Genomic DNA, 20,510 nt, shown 5'->3' on the forward strand with positions numbered 1-20,510 from the left:
AAAGGATGAAGAAAACGAAGAAGCTATGGATAATGGCAGGCTTAGCCGGGATGCTGGCTTTAACCGCTTGCGGTTCCAATGCCGCCACCGGCGGTGACGGCAAGTCCGGCGCGGGCGCGGAAACCGGCTCTATCGGTGCGCAGGTCAAACATGAAATTATCGGCATCGATCCCGGCGCCGGCATTATGAAGGCAACCGCCGACGCCCTGGAGCAGTATGAGCTGAAAGACTGGACATTAATCGAAGGTTCGGGCGCCGCGATGACGGCCATGCTTGACAAGGCGATCAAAAAAGAAGAGCCGATCATTATCACCGGCTGGACGCCGCATTGGATGTTTTCCAAGTATGATCTGAAATACCTGGAAGACCCCAAGAAAGTATACGGGGAAGCGGAAGAAATCCATACGATCGTTCGTAAAGGATTGAAGGAAGATCACCCGGTCGCCTACGAATTTTTGGACCGGTTTGAGTGGAGTTCCGATGAAATGGGCGAAATCATGACGGCCATTCAGGACGGTACGGATCCGGCGGAAGCCGCCAAGGCATGGGCGGACAGCCACGGCGATCGCGTCGATGCCTGGACGAAGGATTTGCAGCCGGTCAGCGGCGACAAAATCAAGCTGAGCTATGTCGCATGGGATTCGGAAATCGCCAGCACCTATCTGTTGAAATACATTATGGAGAGCAAGCTCGGATACGACGTCACGGCGCTTCAAGTCGAAGCGGGCCCGATGTGGACCGGTGTGGCGAGCGGGGATGTCGACGCTTCCGCGGCGGCCTGGCTTCCGCTCACGCATGCCGATTACTGGACGAAGTTCGGCGACAAGCTGGAGGACCTCGGCCCCAACATGACCGGCGTCAAAACCGGCCTGGTCGTGCCGTCCTATGTCGATGTGAAATCGATCGAGGATTTGAAATAAACATCCTTCAAACTACAAGAAGAAACCATCCCTCTGGCTGGGATGGTTTCTTTGTTTCATCTATATCAATTAAAAAGAGGGAGTACAATTAATATAACAAGCCTTCCTTAAACAAACCTTACGGAAACCTGAAAAACAGATTAATTTCATTTAGCCATGTTGTTTAAAGCCTCCGCCGGAAAAAGCACCAGCTCTTCCCGGGCCGCCAGAAGCCGCTCGATAAACTCGCTTTGGCCTTCTTCACATTCGATAAACAAGACGAAACCGCCGTTTAAAAGACCGCGTTCCATTTCCCGCGCATCCTCCAAAGGAATCCCCGCTCCCGTCAATCCGACGACAAAGTCGTCGCTTCCCTGGCCGATCTCCGCCCCGGCGAGCAAATAGGAAGCGGGCCCGATGACGGCCACGTTCGCCGGCTGTTCTTCCAATATGGCGGCGACTTCAAGCAGCGGATGAAACAGCGCGTGATTGCCGTCCCCCCGTCTCGGCTTGGGTAATCCGGTATCCCTGCTGATGATGCCTAATTCCTCTTCCGTTCTGGCCACCACGGAAATCCGCCCCTTTTTCACACCGGCCCGTTTCAGATCCTCGATCGCCATCGCCGCATCCTGCCTTGTGTGTGTAATCGCAGCCACTAATTTTGCCATCATATCTCCTCCCTGTTGTCGTCCTCTCTGCACTCCACATTATTTCCATACCCGTTTTTCCCGGCAAAACTTCTGTAAACTTCCAAAAACCGAAGACTTAGTCATTAAAATTTTAAAAAAACTATTAGTGAGAAACTTTTGACCTGAAACATTCCGCCTCCCGGCGAACGCCGTTTCCATGCCGCCAGGTCTCACATAGGTTATAAAAAAGGAGGAGGAATGCCCAAGTGGAAGCTTACTATAACTGTATGCGCTTGAAAAACCGCAAGGTGCGGATTTTGACGACGGACAGACGCCATGTCGTAGGAACGATCGTCGACGTGGACCCCCAATATGTCTATTTGCGTCCTGAACGTGGGGGGCCCGTCCAAACATCCGCGTTTTACCCGGGATTTTACGGTCCGGGATATGGCGGTGCCGGCTGGTACGGCAATGATATTCTCACGCTCAGCCTGTTTACGCTGCTCGCTATTGCGCTTATTTAATCTCGGCCTTTCGAAAAAAGGGATGGACCCGATTGGGTCCATCCCTGTCTTTTTTATCCACGTATGAGTAATTCCGTTAACGTTCCAGCACCAGCTCGAGACGAACCGAAATATCGTTCTCCGTTTCCAGGACGACGGAATGCGGATTCTGCATGCCGAAATCGGCGAAAGTCACGGTCGTGACGCCCGAGAGTCTGACTTGGTTGTCCTGATAAAGCGCCTGTGCCTCGAAGATCACGTCTTTATCGACCCCTTTTACGGTTAATGTCCCCGGCATGGTGAAGTCGTATACCGCCCCTTCCTTCCATTCCGCAGGAAGCCCTTCAAATGAAGAAGTGACGAATCTGGCCTGCGGATGCTCAGGCACATTAAAAAACTCTTCATTCTGAATATGCCCGTCCCGCTGTGCGTTTCCCGAGCTGACTTCACTCATTTCAACGGTTCCTTCGGCCTTCATATTTTCGGGTTGATCCAATTGAATCGTCCAACTCCCGCTGACCGCCGCATTCTCAAAATTGACGGTTTCCCTGGAGGTGGTGACGGAAAAATAGACTTTGGACGCAGCGGCAATTTTCCATTCGCCGTTTAACTGTTCAGCGGCTACAACCGCTTGTTCGTCGCTTCCCCCGTCCGCTTTGCCATTTGCCGCCGCCGCGCTTGCCGGAATCGCTTCGGTGATCTCCACGCGATTCCCCAGATAATTATCCATAAATGCATAGCCGCCGGCACCGACCAGTATGACCGCGGCCACTCCTGTTATAATCCAATTTCTGGTTTTCTTGTTCATTTTTTAGGTTACCTCCTATCTCATTTACAGCTAATCTAGCATCCGAATATGTCGGGATGATGTCAGAATCACACTTTTCTGAAAAATTTCCTATTTTTCACTTTGAGCGGCTTGAAAAGCTTGCGGCTATGCCCGGGATATGATAAAGATTTAGAAAAAGCGATCTGCCGAAAGAGGAGAAATTCGTGAAAACGATCTTAATTATCGAGGATGAAGAAGCCATTTCCCGCGTTCTCGCCGCTTATATCCGAAAAGCCGGTCACCGTCCGGTCCGGGCGGCTAACGGCCGGGCTGCGATCGAGCAATTTGAAAGCGAGTCCCCGGACCTCGTCCTGCTCGATCTGATGCTGCCGGACGGGGACGGGATGGATTTGCTCGCGGAGATCCGCAAAACGAGCGCCTGCCCGGTCATCATGTTGACGGCGCGCGACGGAATCTCCGACAGGCTGGCGGGGCTGAACGGCGGAGCTGACGACTACATGGTCAAGCCCTTCGTCCCCGATGAAGTCGTCGCCCGCATCAACGCCGTACTGCGCAGGCCTCCGCACTGGCATGACGGCAGCAGCAAACGGATTTACGGGAACCTGTCGATAGACCTCGCCGCCAAGCAGGTCCTGGTCAACGGCGCCGAAGTCGCTTTGAATCCCCGTGAACTGGCGCTGCTGTTGTTTTTGGCGGAATGGCCCAACCGGACTTTTACGCGTGAACAGCTCATTGAGCAGGTATGGGGAATCGATTATGACGGCAGCGACCGGGCGGTCGATCTGTCCATTAAACGGCTGCGGCAGGCGCTGTCGCATTGGTCGCTGGAAGAAGGAGAAATCCGTACGCTGCGGGGAATGGGGTATCAGTTATGGATCAAAGAGTGAAACGCAAACAAACCTCCATGCTGTCGTATTGGACCGTCCGTTATTTCATTATTCTGTGCCTTGGGCTGGCGATTATCGCCCTCGCTGCCGTGTACTGGATCCGGGAGACGGCGATGGACAGCCGCCTGAAGACGACCGGGCTGCTCGGTCAGGAAATTTCGGAACGGGTCGCTTCACCCACAGGTGAACTCGTGATCCCTCCGAACTTCGAACAGTTGCTGAAAAGCCGGTTCGTCTATTTCAATCTGGACAAGGATGAACTCTGCCTGATTATTACCGACAACAAAGGGGATCTCGTATTTTCCAAACCCCGAATCAGCGATCGGGAGCTTAAACATAAACTCACCGACGATCTGTCGCGTGCGCGGGATGAGCGTTTTTTGGCCGTGACGACGCCGATCCTAAACGGAAAACAACTGCAAGGGCAGGTCTCCCTGCTGCAGTCCAAACGTTCGCTCACCTATAGTCCCAACGAAATTATCCTGATCGCCGTACTGCTGGCGACCCTCATCTTATGCGGTTGGATTACGATTTACTCGCTGTCCCGCAAGCTGTCCCGCCCGATTCGCCGCGTGGCACAGAGCGCCAGACAGATTGCGGCGGGCTCCTACGAGGTCGATCTGGAGATCGCCACCCCGGAAAGGGAGCTTCAGGACCTGGTCGGCTCCTTCAAAGACATGGCGCACCGCCTTAAGCAACTGGAAGAATGGCGGGCCTTGTCGCTGGCCGGGGTGTCCCATGAATTGAAGACCCCCGTCACCTCGATCAAAGGCCTACTCATGGCGGTACGTGAAGGAGTGGTCCATCCGGAGGAGGCCGAGGAGTTTCTTGATATCGCGCTCAAGGAATCGGAGCGGATGGAGGTGATGGTGGCCGACCTGCTCAATTACAATGCCCTATCTTCGGGCAGTCTGGAGGTCCGGCATGATTCGCTGGACGTGAAAGTGCTCGTTGAGGAAATCGCCTATCAGTGGAATTTGCTCCATGAGAACGAGGACATCATCATTACCGTGGAGGCTCCGGAGGAGGAGCTCCTTACGGCAGGGGACGCCCTGCGGATTCAGCAAATCGTGGTGAATCTGCTGAATAATGCGCTGCAGGCCGCTTCCGAAGAACGCCCGCTTCTGATCCATATCTCGCTCCACTCCCACGAGGGGTGCATTGATATCGCGGTGAGCGACAATGGAAGCGGCATTGCGGAGGAGGAGCAGCCGCATATCTTTGAACGCTTCTATCGCGGGGAGGCCAAGAAGCGCAAGGTCCGCGGCCTGGGCCTCGGCTTGACCTACAGCCGGCTGCTGGCCCGCGCCCAAGGCGGCGATCTGAGGCTGGGCAGCAGCTCGCAGGCCGGCAGCACCTTTATTTTGGAGCTGCGCAGGCAGGTGCCCGCTTGATTTTCATATGACTATTCGCTGAAGATGAGGAGTTTGCCGGATGGATGAGGAGATTATCGTGTTTGAATGTACCGTATGTCACAAAAATTACGAAAAGGCGAAGAAGGATCATCCCGATTTTGAGATCACCGGGCTCGATAATGTGATGGATTGGTCGGATTTCCGGCCGGAGGATGATCTCCCTGGCTTAGACGAGAGAATCTGGGCCAGATCCGAGAAAGCGCCTACGGCTGGAGAACGTCGGATCGTACAGGTTCATTCCCATTTTCATATGACGGTCGGGGAGTCGTTTTGGACTTTATTTACCCCTGCCCTTTCGCATTTTAACGGCTGGGACAGCCATCCCGAGGAAATTGAAGCTTCTGCGTTTGTGCGCTGCAAGGTGGAGCGGGTCCTTGACCGGAACGGACAAAGAGCGTGGGTGGAGCTGTATATTGAGGAGGTCACGCTGCTATCCGAGCTTTGTGCCATAGTCCCGCCGCGGGACGGATCGGGGTATGCCGAACACCTGGGCTTATATAGGAACCCTCATATTTTTCAATGGCAGGATTGGTTTCTGGTCACTTCCAGCGCTGAGGGAGACTTGGGCGTATGGGGATTGGTTCGGAAAACGGCGGGCCATTATCACCTCGTTACAATGGGAGATTGGGACTTTCATTTGGACATGGCCTATGGCGGAAATCTGATCCTTCCCGAGCCGGAATGGGACGAGATGTTGAGCAAGTGTACATGGTACGGCTAAAACAAAAACCGGCCTTTCCGGCTAAGCGGAAGGTCGGTTTTATTTCATACTGCTTTAGAATTTTTCTTAATCGGCGTAGGCCTTGGTCCAATGATAGGGCTGCACTTCTTCCAAGGATTTAAACAGAAGTTGATTGTCCGGTGTGGTTACCGCTACCTTTACGTCGCTCCCCCAATAAAACAACCTTTCTTGACACACGCCGCATGGACTCAGAACCTTAAACTCTTCATTTTCGTTATCTCTCGCGATGCATAGGGAATGCGTGATTTTGGTATTCCGTTTATGAGCCTCCAAAATTGCCCCCGTCTCCATGCACAACTCGGTGGAAGCATTGATCACTTCCGGCGCCACGCTTGTCAAAATCTCCCCATCACTGGTATACATGGCCGCCGCCCCTCCCCAACCTGAGGGATATCTTTTCATTACCAATTCCTTTGCCGCTTCAAAAAGTCTCTGTTCAATACTCAATGTGAACCTCCAAAAGTTAGAAATAGATATATTGTCTTGTTTATTTTACAATTATTCATTTTAAAATGCGATAGCATTACCTCATTCGCCCTAATTGTGCGGGCCGTCAGCCAAATATTGAAGAATCATGTCCACGAAGCGCTGAGGAATGGGGTCGTCTTTCGATTCCCCGGCCATCTCCGCTGCCGGGACTAGACTAACTTTCTGAAGCAGTCCCATCATCGCAGTAAAAATAAACTGTCCCGTTTCCAAAGGATGGAGACCTGGTTGCAACGAGCCGTCCCTGAGCCCCGCTTCGAGTGTCTCGGTAAGGAAATGCCGTTCTTTTTTCGTAACGATAAATTGTTCATAGCGGTGTTTCAATTCATGATCCGAATCATAGGCCTCGTAGTAGAGGTCAAAGAGCAGGATGAATTTCAGATAATCGGGATGCTGCCGGGCATAGTCGATCCAAGCCTCAAGAATGAGCCGTAACTTGGCCTTCCCATCGCGAGCTTCGACGCCTATTCCTTCCAAATAACCGGTCATCCCCTCCAACACATCCATTTGAACCTCAAAAATCAATTCGTCCATGGACCGGAAATGCTTGTAAAAGGTGACGCGGCTAACCCCCGCCAACTCGCATACCTCTTTGATGTTCACGTTAAGGAAGCTTTTTTTCATAAATAGGCTCTTACCTGCCGCGATTAAGGCTTCGCGATGTTTATTCTTCAGGTTTTTGTGCCATGACTCCGCCATCGTTGTAGATTCGTCCTTCATTACGCATTTTCCTTTCTATAGTTAAACCGAAGGCCCCCAGCAGAATAAACGCACCCATTATATAAGGCAAATTAAGTTGAATATCAAACAGAACCCCCGCAAAAATCGGCCCGATCATGTTCCCCAAACTGGTATAGGTCGTATTTAGTCCGGAAGCATATCCCTGCCGCCCTTCGGCCATGTTGGCAATTATCGTGCTGGCCGTCGGCCGGAGAAAAGCGTTGAAGGCAAAGAACAGAGCTGATATCACCAAAAGGTAAGCCTGATTGACCCGGACCAACATCAACAAGAGGGTACAAGCCGATAGGATCAAAGAAAGGCGGATGACCCGGATCTCGCCAAATCGCCGGACAATCCGATCAAGCAGCCATACCTGTACGACCACACCAACAATCGCTCCTATTGTTATAATAACGGAAATCTCCCGAGCGTCGAAAGCGTATTTTTGCTCTACGAACAAAGCATACACCGTTTCATAATTGGCTAGCCCGAATGTCATGACCAAAATGAGCAGGAGGTATCGAAAATAGGGAGTTCGAAACGAGTTAACGATTTGCTGCTTTAGCGGTTCACGTTCAGAACGTAATCTTGCGGGTTGCTGAAGTTGCCGCGTTTGGGTTTCGGGGAGCAGCCCTGTAAGCAGAGTGGCCGCAAGTCCCAACCCCGCGGCAAAAAAGTAAGGCATCCGAATGCCAAACTCGGCGATAATACCTCCCAGCCCCGGCCCTAGGACCATGCCTAGATTCATCGCTGCGCTCAGATACCCCATCCCTTTAGCCCTTGTCTTCGTAGTTGTGCAATCGGCTACATAAGCCATAACGGACGGTACCATAAGCCCGAGTCCGATGCCCCCGATAAAACGGGCTGCATATAAAAAAGACAGGCTGTGCGATACGGCGAACATGTAATCGGAGAGAACGGTTAAAAACAGACCGGACATGATCATTTTTTTACGGCCAAATCTATCGGAAAGCTGCCCCCCGATAGGGGAAAACAAAAACTGGGCCGCCCCGAAGGCGGCGACAAGATAGCCGGCTGCCGTGCCTGCGGCGTCAAACAGCTTCAGATAATCCGGAAGAATCGGAATGACCATTCCTTGCCCCAACAGGGCGATGAATAAATTAAACATCAAGATAAAAAGCGGGTATCTGCTTGTAACCGGAATGCGTGACATAAAGACCTCCAAAATAGTTTACATTATGTAAAGGATTACTCTATGTAAACCATTTTAAGAACTTCCGATTTCTTTGTCAAAGACGCACTGATAAAATTAATATCCTATTACTGCTGCAGCCCGATCAAGCAGAAAATGCGGGCCTACCCGGTTTCAAGTTCGGTCGGAAACGTAAGGAACAATTCGCCAGAACTGTTTAAGGAGGTTAAATCATAGAGAGTAAAAGGGGGTCGTCCCGCCGTCATCTAGGATGACTTGGGACACCCTCTTTTACTTTTGATTCTAATTGGCGCCCTTCCGCAAGGTCATTCCGCAATCTGAAGCAGATATTTGCCGTAGTCGATTTTGGTCAGAGGGCCAGCCATTTCCACCAATTGTTCTTTGGAGATATACCCGTTGCGGAAGGCAATCTCTTCAATACAGGCTACGTACAATCCCTGCCTTTTTTGAATGGCTTCAATAAAATTGCCGGCTTCTCTTAATGATTCGATCGTCCCCGTATCCAGCCAGGCCATCCCTCTGCCAAGCAGTTCGACCTTCAGTTTTCCGCTCTTCATATATTCCTCGTTGACCGCGGTAATTTCAATTTCCCCTCTGGCGGAAGGCTTTAGCTTTTTCGCAATTTCGACGACATTATGATCATAAAAATACAATCCCGGTACCGCGTAATTCGATTTCGGTATCTTGGGCTTCTCTTCAATGGAAACGGCATTGCCTTCGCGGTCGAATTCAACCACTCCATAGGCCCTCGGGTCTTTTGTATAATAACCGAAAATCGTGGCCCCTTCCTGTCTTTGAACAACCTTTTTAAGGGTGGCGCCAAAACTCTGTCCAAAGAAAATGTTGTCTCCCAGAATCAAACCAACTGAATCGCGTCCTATAAACGCTTCGCCGACAATAAAGGCATCCGCAAGCCCGCGCGGCTGTGCTTGAACCGCATATTGCAGAGAAAGACCGAGTTTAGAACCATCTCCCAGAAGGTCTTGGAACAGACGGGTATCCCTTGGCGTGGAAATGATTAATATCTCCCTGATCCCCGCCATCATAAGGGTGGATAAAGGGTAATAAATCATAGGTTTGTCATAAACCGGAAGCATTTGTTTTGACACCGATTTGGTTAATGGATAGAGACGAGTTCCCGAACCACCCGCAAGTATAATCCCCTTCATCTAAATCATTCCAATCCATTTTTCTTTTTTAATTTAAAAATTTCATCAACCGCTTTTTTGTACCCGCCGGCTTCTTTAAAGGAATGACTGATTTTTCTCATATTTTCAAGGTAGCCGGGATCCTCCAGAACCTTTTCGAGGGAATGTGTTAGAACCTCGGGAGTAAGGGTTCGGCTATCCAGAGAAATCGCAGCGCCCAGTTCCTCCGCCCGTTTTGCCATTCCGTGCTGATCCGCGCCCATAGGAATCGCGACAAACGGTACCTGGTGATACATCAAATCGCTGATGGTGTTCATGCCGGCATGGGTAATGGCTGCATCCGCATACTTTAAGATTTCAGTCTGCGGGACATAATTTCTGACAATAAAGTTATCAGGGATGGAAAATGGCGATAAATCCACCTTGTACGCGGCCATGACAACAACTGCATCCCAATCGGCAAAACTTTTGAAAAATAGGTCATAGAGCGCGGGGTTATAGTTCCCGAATACGGTACCTAGCGATATATAGATCACTTTTTTCCCTTCCAGTCGATCAAAGGGGAAGTCTAAATTTTCTTTTCGATCATATACGGGAGGGCCGATAAATTGAAAACTATCGTCGAAAATTTCAAGGTCGGATTTCGATATGAAATATTTTGAGGTGTAGACCAGATTTAAATCCCCTCGATTAAACATGAGATGCATCATACGATCCGGCATCTTGACGGAGTACGTTTCCTCTATGGTTCGAGAGACCGCTTTATAGGTATCCAGCACTTCTTGAAACGGGGCGATTTGATCCTCATCCGACTCATGACTGTCATCAAGCATTTCCTTCAAACCGGCAAATACCGGAAAGGTCGAAACGGACGGGATCCGTAAAATCCCGGCGATCACCTCACCAAACGGAAAAGCTGTCGAATAGATCATGTAATCCAATTTCAAATCCGCTGTTTGTTGAAAGATGTCTTCTATAATCGAACCGCTTGCTTTGATGACTCTGTGCAAAGAATCGAGCAGCCCCCCCATGTCATCCGAGCCGAACAGGTTTAAGTCTTCGTTAAAACGTTTAAATACCGCACCGGTTCGTTCGATTTTCTCCTTAAACTCATCGGAAGAAAAATAAATAACCTTCTCCCCTTGTCTTACCAGCTCGCTTACTAACCCTAATGAAGGATTAACATGTCCATGTGACGGAATACTTAAAAAAAGTACATTTGCCATAATTACACTTCCTTACTTTTAAAATGATTGGTTGTTGAATATTTTTCCGATTTCCGTAAAAACAGGCTCAGGATCACACCGCAAACAGCTAAAATCATGGAAATCAGGAAGGTGTCGCAAAATCCTGCCGTCATTGCCCCTGCTTGTGATCCCGGTAAACCCGCCGTGACACTAGCCAAGTGACTTTTAATATTCGAGGTTAGAAAACCGGACATGAGCGCAACGGCAAACGACCCGAAAACTTGCTGGGCGGATGCAGTTAATGGAGTAACCCGACTTATGAGGTGTTCTGGGGCGGATTTCAAAACATAAGTGCTGAGCGGCATCGTCGCTAATCCTTGCCCCAAGCCCATAAAGGCGATAAAGCCGATCAATAGTTCCAATCTGCTGGTTTCCCGAATTCCCGATAATCCCCCCAAAGCACTTGCCAGAAAGACAAGTCCTACAAACACCACGGGCCGTGCACCGTATTTATCAAACAGCCTGCCGCCAAGCTGCATCCCGATAAAAGACATGATCGCTTGCGGGATGACAAGCAAGCCCGACTCAAAGGATGAAAAACCTCTTACCTGCTGCAAAAATAAAGGTATTAATAAAGCCGACCCTGCTAATGCGGTCCAATTCAGACAGGTAAGTATCATACCTTTGCTGAACTCCTTAGAAAGAAAGGAACGTAGTTCAAGCAGCGGTTCTTTCTTTCGAATTTCTACCAAAATAAAGGTGGTCAGAAGAATTACTCCTATGGTGATGGACATCATCGTGGTAATATCTGCCCATCCCTCGCTGCTGCCGCTATGCACACCATAAACCAATGCGGAGAAGGATACGGGAGCTAAAATGGCCCCCCAAATATCCAACTTCACGTCTTTTCCCAAATTGGATTCTGGAAGATGTTTAATCCCCCATATAAAGGAGAACAGACCGATAGGGATATTGATGAGAAAAATCCACCGCCAATGCATATAGTCCAGTAACCAGCCTGACAATACGGGTCCCGCAATGGGAGCAATCAACATGGGTAAACCTAAAATCCCCATCACTGAGCCTCGTTTGTCCGGGGGAGCCAGCTTGAAAGAAAGCGCCATGCTAATCGGGGCAATCATTCCCCCTCCGAGACCCTGCAAAATGCGGAATATAATTAACTGAGCTGGCGTTGTGGCAATAGCGCATAATGCGGAACAGCCTGTAAATAAGAAGACGGAGGTTAAAATCACTTTTTTCGAGGTGAAGCGGTCCGAAAACCAGCCTGCCAAAGGGATTACTGCAGATAGAGCAAGGGTATATCCGGTAATCGCCCACTGGATCGTTTTTAGATCCGTATGAAAGTTTTTTTCAAGTTGTGGAATCGCTACATTCATGACCGTACTATCCAGCATGACTAGGAGCATTCCGGTTAAAACAGGTAATAGTGCGGGTAATATTCTACGAAGCGAAAACGGTTCAGAGCTTGCGATGGATGGGTTTGTCATGATCGACCAAGATCCTCCTTGTGTTAATGAATAAGCTTAAAGTCGCTGCAGGATATATCACCTCCCTGTACATAAACCGCGGAATGAAGTAAAATGATAAATAGAGAGTAAACATATAATGAGTATACTCACCATTTACTTGATAAAGGGAGTATACTCACTAATTTTTGGGATGTCAAGGAGGATTTATGATGAGTTCAGATTCATCTTCCGGCTACGGAGAGCTGTCGGCCCAAGATTTATTGCATCTGTTGTTTAAAATCAATCATCTTCTGCAACGGCAATTTGAAATGGGATTAATATCTTACGGTTTGCCGGAACAATTAACGGGGCCAAGATTACGCGTTCTATTGGAGATTTCCGCAGCCGGTCAAATCAGAATGAATGAGCTGGCGAAAAATTTGGGCATTAAAGCCCGTACGGTCACCCAGTTCGTCGACGCGCTTCAGAAGGATCAATTTATCGTCCGTACCCCTGATACATCCGATCGGCGCGCCACCATTCTGCAGCTTACGGACAGTGCGAAATCCTTAATGGAAAGAGCGGAAGAAGTGATGGGGGAAATATCGAATAAATTGCTTGAGCGTTTAACTTTAGAGCAGCGGAGCCAATTGCTTGAAATTTTATGGCAGCTTGATTCGAATCGAACTGAATTTAGTACAAAAGATGGATAAGTCCACATTCGCTTATTGTGTCGATAGACCTGGTAGAATTTTATTTTTTTATTCTCATCCCCTCCAAATGATGGTAATATTGAATTAGTTCTATTTAACTACATTTAGGGGGATTTTTATTTTGGAAAAGGCTAAAAAGAAATGGTATCAAAAATGGTGGGTGTGGGTTTTAATCATTCTGGCCATCGGCATCATTGGTTCTAACATGAATTCTACGGATACGACCAAAACCGCGAATACCGCCGAACCGGCAAAAGCTGGCGAGGATAAGGCAGCGACAACCGAGCCAAAACAAGAACCATCAAAGGAACCGGAGAAAAAAGAAGAAACCGCCATTACCGCTGTTGGCGAGGGAATTCAAACCAAGAACTTCAAGGTTAGCGTGGAAAGTTTGACCAAACCAAAGAGCGATAATCAATTTATAGCACCGGAAGAAGGCAAAGAGTTCGTTTCTGTCGGTTTGTTAATTGAAAATATTTCCGAGAAGGATTATACCGTTAGTTCTATGTTGATGTTTAATGCCTATCAGGATGGGTTTTCTATAAACGAAGACATCACCGCTCATGCCATTAAGGGCCAGGAGAAAACAATGGATGGGGCTTTAGCCGCCGGTAAAAAGATTAAGGGGAACTTGATTTATCAAGTACCTAAGGATTGGAAAGAGCTTGAAATCGATGTCGATTTAACCGTACTCAGTTTGAGCAACGACGGCGAAGTTAAGATTGTTCTGCAAAACAAATAAAGCAAGATTAGGGCCTCACAAATCGTGGGGCTTTACCTTTAAGATACGGTAATCAAGAATATGGATTGTCAGAATGATTAAGCAAGTACCTCAGCCGATGGGGAAATAAAGGTTGGAAGAATATGAAGAAATTATTGAGCTTATTTCTGGTTATTACTTTAGCGGTTGCCCTTAGCGCTTGTGGCGGGAACAATAAGAGCAACTCGGCGCCTAAGTCAAACGTGGATAGCGGCACAGTTAGTGAAAATCAAGAGGAAATTGAAAAATTAAAAGCCGAAGCTGAAAAGCTTAAACAGGAATTGGCTGAAAAAGAAGAAGCTGAGAAGAAGGAGCAAGAAACAATAGTAGCACAGGAGGCTGCAGCTAAAGAACAAGAAAAGGTAGCAGCAGCAGAAGTAATGAACCAGATCGCCTTATATTACTCAGGAGCTGAATTGGACGAAAAGTCATACAATTACATAGTCGATCACAGTAATTTATTTCCTGCAGGCACCGTTGAATTAAAAAAAGAAGCAGAATCACTAGTCGACTCAAATGTAACATCGCGCCACATTTTCAAAAATATATCTCCATATCTTGAAAAAATGATCAAAGTTAGTGGAGATATCGTTGAGATTGAAGAAGAAGAAACTGATTTTGGAACTGTTTCAGAAATTCATATAATAGATGATAACGATAATTCAGTGATTGGAATTTATTTAGGGTCTACAGGCGATATCCTTGATGGCGATTTTGTAACCATGAGAGGTGTTCCTACTGTGGTCTATTCGTTTGATAATATTGGTGGCGGTACAACAAATGCCGTTCTATTAGCAGCTTCAACAATTCAAAAACAATAAGGAGTCCGCTTACAATTGTAGCTTCTTCCTCTCAAATTGGATATGATTTAGCAAAGTGCTTCCATTGCGAGGTGTCATAATGGAGTTTGGAAGAAGAAAATCGGAAAAAGCCGCTAACTTCATCACTTGGTTATCAGAGGCATTGTTTTATCTCCCCAGACTGATCATTAAGCTATTCACATAAAGATTTTTACCTGATCCGCATCATAACCACCCGTCAAACGGGTGGTTTGCTCTTAGGCTATAAGCCTTTATTACCGGCTCGCGTCTAAATGTGCTAGCTTTGAACTTCGTTCAAACTACTATGCCGTTGCCGCTTATGCCTACCCTGAAGGGGTGCGATTATTACTAGTGCCCCTTCAGACACCTTGATAATATAGAATTCCTGCAGATTTGCATGTTTTTTTGTTGTTCGGGGCCCAAAATTTCAAAATTCCTGCAAATCTGCAGGAATTTTCGGCGAGATAGGCTCGTTTCTCTAAAATCGCTAGAAATTCCTGCAGATTTGCATCTTTTTTCGCATCCCCTCGAGGATCGGCCTAAAATACCTGCAGATTTGCATCTTTTTGGAGTTGGAAGCTTGGAAGCACTCTAGGCGCCTCTTTGTAGGTGACATTTCACTTCGATTAGCCATTAAGCCACCTTTTCCTTTCGCTATACATAGCAGCTTGAACACCTCTATGATAACGAACCCATCAGGTTGTTTTTGCTATAAGCAGCACTACACCACCCGCATAGCAGGTGGTTTTTGTTTCGCACGCTTCGCGTGCTCAACTGGCTAAAGCCACTAAGTAAAAAAGGCTCCCTCTCGGGAGCCTTTTCGTTATGGTATTCCAGGGTTTTCGTACCCTTTATTACATCATTCCGCCCATGCCGCCCATGTCAGGCATAGCCGACTTTTCCGGTTCCGGTTTGTCGGCGATGACAGCTTCGGTAGTCAGGAACAGACCTGCAACGGAAGCGGCATGCTGCAATGCGGAACGGGTAACTTTGGCCGGATCGACGATACCAGCGTCAAACATGTTGACCCATTCGCCGGTAGCCGCGTTGTAGCCGATACCCACTTGTTCTTTCTTCAGGCGGTCAACGATAACCGAACCTTCTTCGCCGGCGTTGGCAGCGATCGTACGAACCGGCTCTTCCAGAGCGCGCAGTACGATTTCCGCACCGGTTTTTTCGTCGCCGACCAGGCTGAGGTTGGCTACCGCGTTGTATACGTTCACGAGCGCTACGCCACCGCCAGATACGATCCCTTCTTCAACCGCAGCGCGAGTTGCGTTCAGGGCGTCTTCGATGCGCAGTTTGCGCTCTTTCAGCTCGGTTTCTGTAGCCGCTCCGACTTTGATAACCGCTACACCGCCGGCCAGTTTAGCCAGACGCTCTTGCAGTTTTTCTTTGTCGAACTCGGAAGTGGTTTCTTCCAGTTGCGCACGGATTTGGTTAACGCGAGCGGTGATGTCGTTCTTGTCGCCGCTGCCGTCAACGATGGTCGTGTTTTCTTTAGTAACGATAACTTGACGAGCGTTACCGAGTTGATCCACGGTCGTGCTCTTCAGATCCAAGCCGAGTTTCTCGGTAATCACTTGACCGCCCGTCAGTGCGGCGATATCTTGCAGCATCGCTTCGCGACGATCGCCGAAGCCAGGAGCCTTAACGGCCACAGCGCTGAATGTACCGCGCAGTTTGTTCACGATCAGCATCGCTTGAGCTTCGCCTTCAATATCTTCGGCGATGATCAGAAGCGGTCTGGATTGTTGTACGATTTTTTCAAGGATCGGCAAAATTTCTTGCGTGCTGCTGATCTTCTTGTCGGTGATCAGGATATACGGGTTGTCAAGCACGGCTTCCATTTTGTCCGTATCCGTAATCATGTACGGGGAGACGTAGCCGCGGTCGAATTGCATACCTTCTACGACTTCCAGTTCGGTTGCGAAGCCGCGGGATTCTTCTACAGTGATAACGCCGTCTTTGCCTACCTTTTCCATAGCTTCGGCAATCAGTTGGCCCACTTCTTCGTCCGCAGCGGAAATCGCCGCAACTTGAGCGATGGACTGCTTGCCTTCGATCGTTTTGGAAATCTTCTTCAGTTCTTCAACCGCTGTGCGAACGGCTTTGTCGATCCCTTTACGCAGTCCGATTGGGCTGGCACCTGCCGTAACATTCTTCAAGCCTTCGCGGATCAGCGCTTGAGCCAATACCGTAGCTGTTGTCGTACCGTCACCGGCCACGTCGTTTGTTTTAGTCGCTACTTCTTTAACGAGCTGAGCGCCCATGTTTTCAAAAGCGTCTTCCAGCTCGATTTCTTTCGCGATCGTCACACCGTCGTTTGTGATCAACGGGCTGCCGAATTTTTTCTCCAGAACGACGTTCCGTCCTTTAGGTCCAAGCGTAACTTTTACTGCGTTAGCCAAAGTGTCAACACCGCGGAGCATTGCACGGCGGGCGTCTTCACTGAATTTGATTTCTTTTGCCATTAGTAAATTACCTCCCTGGTTAATTATAAATGGTTACTGCTGTAATACGGATGTATAACGCACCGTCTTAGCCGACGATGGCGTGAATGTCGCTCTCTTTCATAATCAAATACTCTTTACCTTCGTACTTCACTTCTGTTCCGGCATACTTGGAGAACAAGACGCGATCGCCTTCCTTCACTTCCAGAGGCACACGAACGCCGTCTTTCAGCGCGCCGCTGCCTACAGCGACTACCCGGCCTTCCTGCGGTTTTTCCTTCGCCGTGTCCGGAAGAACGATTCCGAAAGCGGTTGTCTCTTCTTGTTCGATCGGTTCTACCAATACGCGTTCACCTAAAGGTTTGATCATGAAAAAATAGCCTCCTTTAAATATGTTGTGTTGATGGATAGATGTAAACTATGCATTAGCACTCGACATACCCAAGTGCTAATAACCACTTTTATGATACTCAACTTGTTTGCAGATTTCAAGTCCCTGATACAATTTTTGTCTTTAATTTATGAAAATCTTGGACAGCCTCGCCTCACCATTCTATCCTCCGGCGAATAAATATATTCCCCTGCACAGCGTGTGACGACATGTACGCAAAAAGCCCGGCACGGGCATATCTGCCCCGGAGCCGGGTTGCTTTTAACTCTAAAACTATTTATATTTCCGTTCCCGCTCCGCATCCGTCGCGAGCTGTTTCTGATGTACCCGCTTGGACAACACGACGCTCAGTTCGTAGAGAAGAATGAGCGGTACAAGCACCAGAAACGCCGAGAAGAAGTCGGCCGGGGTAATCATGACCGAAATGACCACCAGTATGAAATAGGCCACACGGCGCATTTTTTTCAATCGCACGGGATTGAGCAGCCGCAATTGGGTCAGAAACAGGATCACCAACGGCAGTTCGAACAACAGGGAAATCGGCAGGACGATATTCATCAAAAATTTGAAATAATCCGCCATGCCGTAGGTTTCGATCAGCCCAAGCTGCTTGTTCAGCGAGCCCGTAAACGACATCGCCAGCGGAAAGACGACATAATATCCGAAAGCCACACCCGCCAGAAAACAGACGAACACGTACGGGATGTATTTTAAGGTAGCTTTACGTTCCGCCGGTTTTAACCCCGGGCTGACGAACGCCCAGAGCTGATACAGCGTAAAAGGCAGGGTAACGCCCAGCGCCACCACCATGGCGATTTTCATGTAGACGCCGACACCGTCCCAAAACGAAAAGGCGTTCAGTTCGATCCGGACGCCGGATAACGCATTGATCGTTATATAATGATAGATCGGGTCCACGACGAAAAAGGCGGCCACGAGAACCAGCACAAATACCGATAAGACATAAAACAACCGCCGACGCAGTTCCGCCAAATGAGCGACAATACTTTGCTTATCCTGCTCTTCAGCCAAAATTTTGCCTCCTTACTATCACATGCGACATGAGCAAACAAAATCCCTCCCGTTCAGGGAAGGATTGCTGGAAGCTGTTCTCTCAAGTTAGGCTCACTCCGGCAGGCGACGAGGGTCGCCCTTCTCGGGCTGAACCGCCGCAGCGGCCACCGGTGCCTCGGCTTTCTTCGCCTCGGGCTCGTCCTCGACGATATCCCGGGTCGCCTCCTTGAATTCACGGAATGTCCGTCCAACGGCGCGTCCGAGCTCCGGCAATTTGTTGGGTCCAAACAGCAGCAAAGCCGCAATAATGATTAACAAAATCCCGCCTGTCATCCTGACTCTCCTTCCGCAAACCCTTTCATTATAGATATACCATAACTTATATCACAAAATTAGTCCATATTTTCGACGGATTTCCCCCATGCCCCTTGGGGTTCATCGCTTACAGCCGAAATTGACCGGTAACCATCAGCAGCGCTTCCGGAAGCTGATCCATAATAGCCGCGAGGTTTTCGTGTACCCCTTTCGGCGTGCCGGGCAAATTTACAATCAAGGTGCGGCCGCGAATGCCGACAATTCCCCGGAACAGCATGGCTCCCCGGTTTTTTTTCATCGCCGCATAGCGCATCGCTTCCGCCATACCCGGAACCTCCCGCTCGATGACTCTCCGCGTCGCTTCCGGAGTTACATCCCGAATCGCAAGTTCCGTTCCGCCCGTCGTCAGCACCAAATCCGCGTGAAAATAATCGGTCATTTCGATCAAGGCCGCGATAATTTCGTCCGGTTCATCGGGTACGATCCGATACTCCACAATCTCTCCGCCAAGCTCTTCCTCCACCAGCTCGCGAATTACCTGGGCGCTCGTGTCTTCACGTTCGCCTCTGGCTCCTTTGTCGCTTGCCGTAAGGATCGCTGTTTTCCAAACCATGAGTCACCCTCCTCATCCATCTCGGAACGTCAAATGATATAAGCTTTATATTTCATGCTCCTAACCAGAGCTTAGCTTCGTTTAGTTCTCTCGCACGTAGTCTCCGCTTTTTCCGCCGCTCTTCGAGCGCAACTGCGTCGGGCCGATCACGATATCCTTCTGCAGTGCTTTGCACATGTCGTAAACGGTAAGCGCCGCGGCGGAAACGGCCGTGAGAGCCTCCATTTCCACACCGGTTTTTCCCTCGGTCTTCACCGTGGCTTCCACATAAAGTTCGTCTTTGCCATTATCGGTAAAAACGAGGTTCACCCCGGTCAATGGCAACGGGTGGCACATCGGAATCCAATCGGACGTACGCTTCGCTCCCTGAATTCCGGCGATTTGCGCTACGGCAAGGACGTCTCCCTTTCCGACCCGGCCTTCCTTGATCGCTTGCAGCGTGGACGGATGCATGGTGACCGTCGTTTCCGCAACCGCTACGCGGACCGTAGCTTCCTTACCGGAGACATCCACCATACGTGCCCTGCCCTGCTCGTTAAAATGCGTCAATTTCCCCTGGTCATCTGCCGAAACCATTCTTTTCCTCACTACTTTCCTTCTATATATATTATACCGGACGCCGTAAACAGCATGTCCAGCCTGAAATCATGTTCCTCCATCGGAAGCGGCTCTTCTACGATAAGCTCCCGGTATGTAAGGGCCGCCTTCACAACCCGTGGGCTTTCACCCGGGACCGCACGGTGCGCCCCTTCCAAAACGCTCATGAAACGGTCATAATATCCGCCGCCATAGCCGATGCGGCCGCCGAAACCGTCAAAAGCGAGGCCGGGTACAAGAACAAGGTCCAACTCTCCGTAACGGCTGACAGGCCATACGGGCACCCGTTTACTCGGTTCGGGAATTCCCCATGTTCCTTCGGTCAGGTCCTGTGTCCCGTTCACCAGATGCAGCGTCATCCGTCCATCACGCGCTACACGGGGAACAACGATCCGATCTCCCCGATCTCCGCAGCTCTGCAAAAGAGGGGAGGTGTCCGGTTCATCGCGAAACGACAAATAACTAAAAACCGTAAGAGGAGCGCCCTTTCGGGCCCGCAGCGGACCGAGCACTTCCCGTTCCGCACGCAGGCAGGCAGCCAACGCCTCGGCCTGGCGCACAGCCTCCGGAATACTCGACCGCACCCCGGCCATGTGAGCTCTAAGTTTTTTTTTGCGTTCCTTGATGTCCATCCGTAAACTCCCTCCCGTGAAAATACGGGAACTGCCATCTCCTCCCTTAGTGTATCATTGTTAACGAAAAATGAAAACTGAACCGGCAGGTTTCATCCCTGTTCCGCCGGGAATGAGCGGTGCATTTGCCCCGTATTTCATGTACACTGAAT

The 20,510-nt window shown here is 49.4% G+C and carries 23 protein-coding genes; 8 read left to right on the forward strand and 15 right to left on the reverse strand.

Annotated elements, in window-relative coordinates; genetic code table 11:
- The first annotated feature begins 5 nt into the window (after positions 1-5).
- The gene (locus tag LBW89_RS21645) at positions 6-920 is read left to right on the forward strand and encodes a glycine betaine ABC transporter substrate-binding protein (protein ID WP_225040341.1); all 915 of its coding nucleotides are present in this window, start codon (positions 6-8) and stop codon (positions 918-920) included.
- A 146-nt stretch (positions 921-1,066) separates the two neighbouring features.
- Here LBW89_RS21645 and LBW89_RS21650 read toward each other — a convergent pair whose 3' ends face one another.
- Positions 1,067-1,570: a hypothetical protein gene (locus tag LBW89_RS21650; protein WP_225040343.1), complete on the reverse strand. Its 504-nt coding sequence runs from the start codon at positions 1,568-1,570 to the stop codon at positions 1,067-1,069.
- Between the two features lie 224 nt (positions 1,571-1,794).
- On the opposite strand from LBW89_RS21650, the gene LBW89_RS21655 reads away from it, so the two are divergent.
- Positions 1,795-2,052, forward strand: a complete 258-nt coding sequence (locus tag LBW89_RS21655) for a hypothetical protein (protein WP_148450811.1) — start codon at positions 1,795-1,797, stop codon at positions 2,050-2,052.
- Positions 2,053-2,128: 76 nt separating this feature from the next.
- Here the strand turns inward: LBW89_RS21655 and LBW89_RS21660 are convergent, their stop codons facing one another.
- Positions 2,129-2,839 (reverse strand): YceI family protein, encoded by a 711-nt coding sequence (locus tag LBW89_RS21660; RefSeq protein ID WP_225040345.1) that lies wholly within the window; start codon positions 2,837-2,839, stop codon positions 2,129-2,131.
- Positions 2,840-3,024: 185 nt separating this feature from the next.
- Here LBW89_RS21660 and LBW89_RS21665 point away from each other — a divergent pair, with 185 nt between their 5' ends.
- Genes LBW89_RS21665 through LBW89_RS21675 form a run of 3 tightly spaced genes read left to right on the forward strand, consistent with a single transcriptional unit; the run spans position 3,025 to position 5,844 of the window.
- On the forward strand, positions 3,025-3,708 hold the full coding sequence (locus tag LBW89_RS21665; RefSeq protein WP_213505357.1) for a response regulator transcription factor: 684 nt from the start codon (positions 3,025-3,027) through the stop codon (positions 3,706-3,708).
- On the forward strand, positions 3,693-5,102 hold the full coding sequence (locus tag LBW89_RS21670; RefSeq protein WP_225040346.1) for a sensor histidine kinase: 1,410 nt from the start codon (positions 3,693-3,695) through the stop codon (positions 5,100-5,102). The genes LBW89_RS21665 and LBW89_RS21670 overlap by 16 nt, the downstream gene beginning before the upstream one ends.
- 40 nt (positions 5,103-5,142) lie before the next feature.
- Positions 5,143-5,844, forward strand: coding sequence for a hypothetical protein (locus tag LBW89_RS21675; protein WP_225040348.1), 702 nt, complete (start codon positions 5,143-5,145; stop codon positions 5,842-5,844).
- Positions 5,845-5,910: 66 nt separating this feature from the next.
- On the opposite strand, the gene LBW89_RS21680 is transcribed toward LBW89_RS21675, so the two are convergent.
- From LBW89_RS21680 to LBW89_RS21705, 6 genes are all read right to left on the reverse strand, one after another.
- Positions 5,911-6,312, reverse strand: coding sequence for a cytidine deaminase (locus LBW89_RS21680; protein ID WP_225040350.1), 402 nt, complete (start codon positions 6,310-6,312; stop codon positions 5,911-5,913).
- Positions 6,313-6,402: 90 nt separating this feature from the next.
- Positions 6,403-7,071 carry a TetR/AcrR family transcriptional regulator gene (locus LBW89_RS21685; RefSeq protein ID WP_318249433.1) on the reverse strand — a complete coding sequence of 223 codons (669 nt, stop codon included), beginning with the start codon at positions 7,069-7,071 and terminating at the stop codon, positions 6,403-6,405.
- On the reverse strand, positions 7,016-8,245 hold the full coding sequence (locus LBW89_RS21690) for an MFS transporter (protein WP_148450817.1): 1,230 nt from the start codon (positions 8,243-8,245) through the stop codon (positions 7,016-7,018). The genes LBW89_RS21685 and LBW89_RS21690 overlap by 56 nt, the downstream gene beginning before the upstream one ends.
- Before the next feature lie 305 nt (positions 8,246-8,550).
- A complete protein-coding gene (gene rfbA / locus LBW89_RS21695) occupies positions 8,551-9,414 on the reverse strand; it encodes a glucose-1-phosphate thymidylyltransferase RfbA (RefSeq protein ID WP_213505363.1) in 864 nt (287 codons plus the stop codon).
- A gap of 5 nt (positions 9,415-9,419) precedes the next feature.
- Positions 9,420-10,619 carry a macrolide family glycosyltransferase gene (locus LBW89_RS21700; RefSeq protein ID WP_225040354.1) on the reverse strand — a complete coding sequence of 400 codons (1,200 nt, stop codon included), beginning with the start codon at positions 10,617-10,619 and terminating at the stop codon, positions 9,420-9,422.
- A 2-nt stretch (positions 10,620-10,621) separates the two neighbouring features.
- Positions 10,622-12,088 carry an MDR family MFS transporter gene (locus LBW89_RS21705; protein ID WP_225040356.1) on the reverse strand — a complete coding sequence of 489 codons (1,467 nt, stop codon included), beginning with the start codon at positions 12,086-12,088 and terminating at the stop codon, positions 10,622-10,624.
- A 188-nt stretch (positions 12,089-12,276) separates the two neighbouring features.
- Between LBW89_RS21705 and LBW89_RS21710 the strand changes: the two genes are divergently transcribed.
- The 3 genes from LBW89_RS21710 to LBW89_RS21720 all read left to right on the forward strand — a co-directional run bounded on the left by LBW89_RS21710 (position 12,277) and on the right by LBW89_RS21720 (position 14,343).
- Entirely contained in the window at positions 12,277-12,762 is a 486-nt protein-coding gene (locus LBW89_RS21710) for a MarR family winged helix-turn-helix transcriptional regulator (RefSeq protein ID WP_225040358.1), read from the forward strand.
- A gap of 121 nt (positions 12,763-12,883) precedes the next feature.
- A complete protein-coding gene (locus LBW89_RS21715; protein ID WP_213505368.1) occupies positions 12,884-13,504 on the forward strand; it encodes a DUF4352 domain-containing protein in 621 nt (206 codons plus the stop codon).
- Positions 13,505-13,626: 122 nt separating this feature from the next.
- On the forward strand, positions 13,627-14,343 hold the full coding sequence (locus LBW89_RS21720; RefSeq protein WP_225040360.1) for a hypothetical protein: 717 nt from the start codon (positions 13,627-13,629) through the stop codon (positions 14,341-14,343).
- Between the two features lie 854 nt (positions 14,344-15,197).
- Here LBW89_RS21720 and groL read toward each other — a convergent pair.
- The 7 genes from groL to LBW89_RS21755 all read right to left on the reverse strand — a co-directional run bounded on the left by groL (position 15,198) and on the right by LBW89_RS21755 (position 20,358).
- Entirely contained in the window at positions 15,198-16,817 is a 1,620-nt protein-coding gene (gene groL, locus LBW89_RS21725; RefSeq protein WP_225040362.1) for a chaperonin GroEL, read from the reverse strand.
- Positions 16,818-16,884: 67 nt separating this feature from the next.
- Entirely contained in the window at positions 16,885-17,166 is a 282-nt protein-coding gene (groES, locus tag LBW89_RS21730) for a co-chaperone GroES (protein ID WP_148450824.1), read from the reverse strand.
- 294 nt (positions 17,167-17,460) lie between these two features.
- On the reverse strand, positions 17,461-18,219 hold the full coding sequence (gene tatC / locus LBW89_RS21735) for a twin-arginine translocase subunit TatC (protein ID WP_148450825.1): 759 nt from the start codon (positions 18,217-18,219) through the stop codon (positions 17,461-17,463).
- Positions 18,220-18,312: 93 nt separating this feature from the next.
- Entirely contained in the window at positions 18,313-18,534 is a 222-nt protein-coding gene (gene tatA, locus LBW89_RS21740) for a twin-arginine translocase TatA/TatE family subunit (RefSeq protein ID WP_148450826.1), read from the reverse strand.
- Between the two features lie 109 nt (positions 18,535-18,643).
- Positions 18,644-19,129, reverse strand: a complete 486-nt coding sequence (locus tag LBW89_RS21745) for a molybdenum cofactor biosynthesis protein B (RefSeq protein WP_148450827.1) — start codon at positions 19,127-19,129, stop codon at positions 18,644-18,646.
- 81 nt (positions 19,130-19,210) lie between these two features.
- Positions 19,211-19,705 (reverse strand): cyclic pyranopterin monophosphate synthase MoaC, encoded by a 495-nt coding sequence (moaC, locus tag LBW89_RS21750; protein WP_213505605.1) that lies wholly within the window; start codon positions 19,703-19,705, stop codon positions 19,211-19,213.
- Between the two features lie 11 nt (positions 19,706-19,716).
- Positions 19,717-20,358 (reverse strand): 5-formyltetrahydrofolate cyclo-ligase, encoded by a 642-nt coding sequence (locus LBW89_RS21755; RefSeq protein WP_225040364.1) that lies wholly within the window; start codon positions 20,356-20,358, stop codon positions 19,717-19,719.
- Between the last annotated feature and the right edge of the window lie 152 nt (positions 20,359-20,510).

The sequence above is a fragment of the Paenibacillus sp. alder61 genome, assembly GCF_020179875.1.
GTDB classification, from domain to species: domain Bacteria; phylum Bacillota; class Bacilli; order Paenibacillales; family Paenibacillaceae; genus Fontibacillus; species Fontibacillus faecis.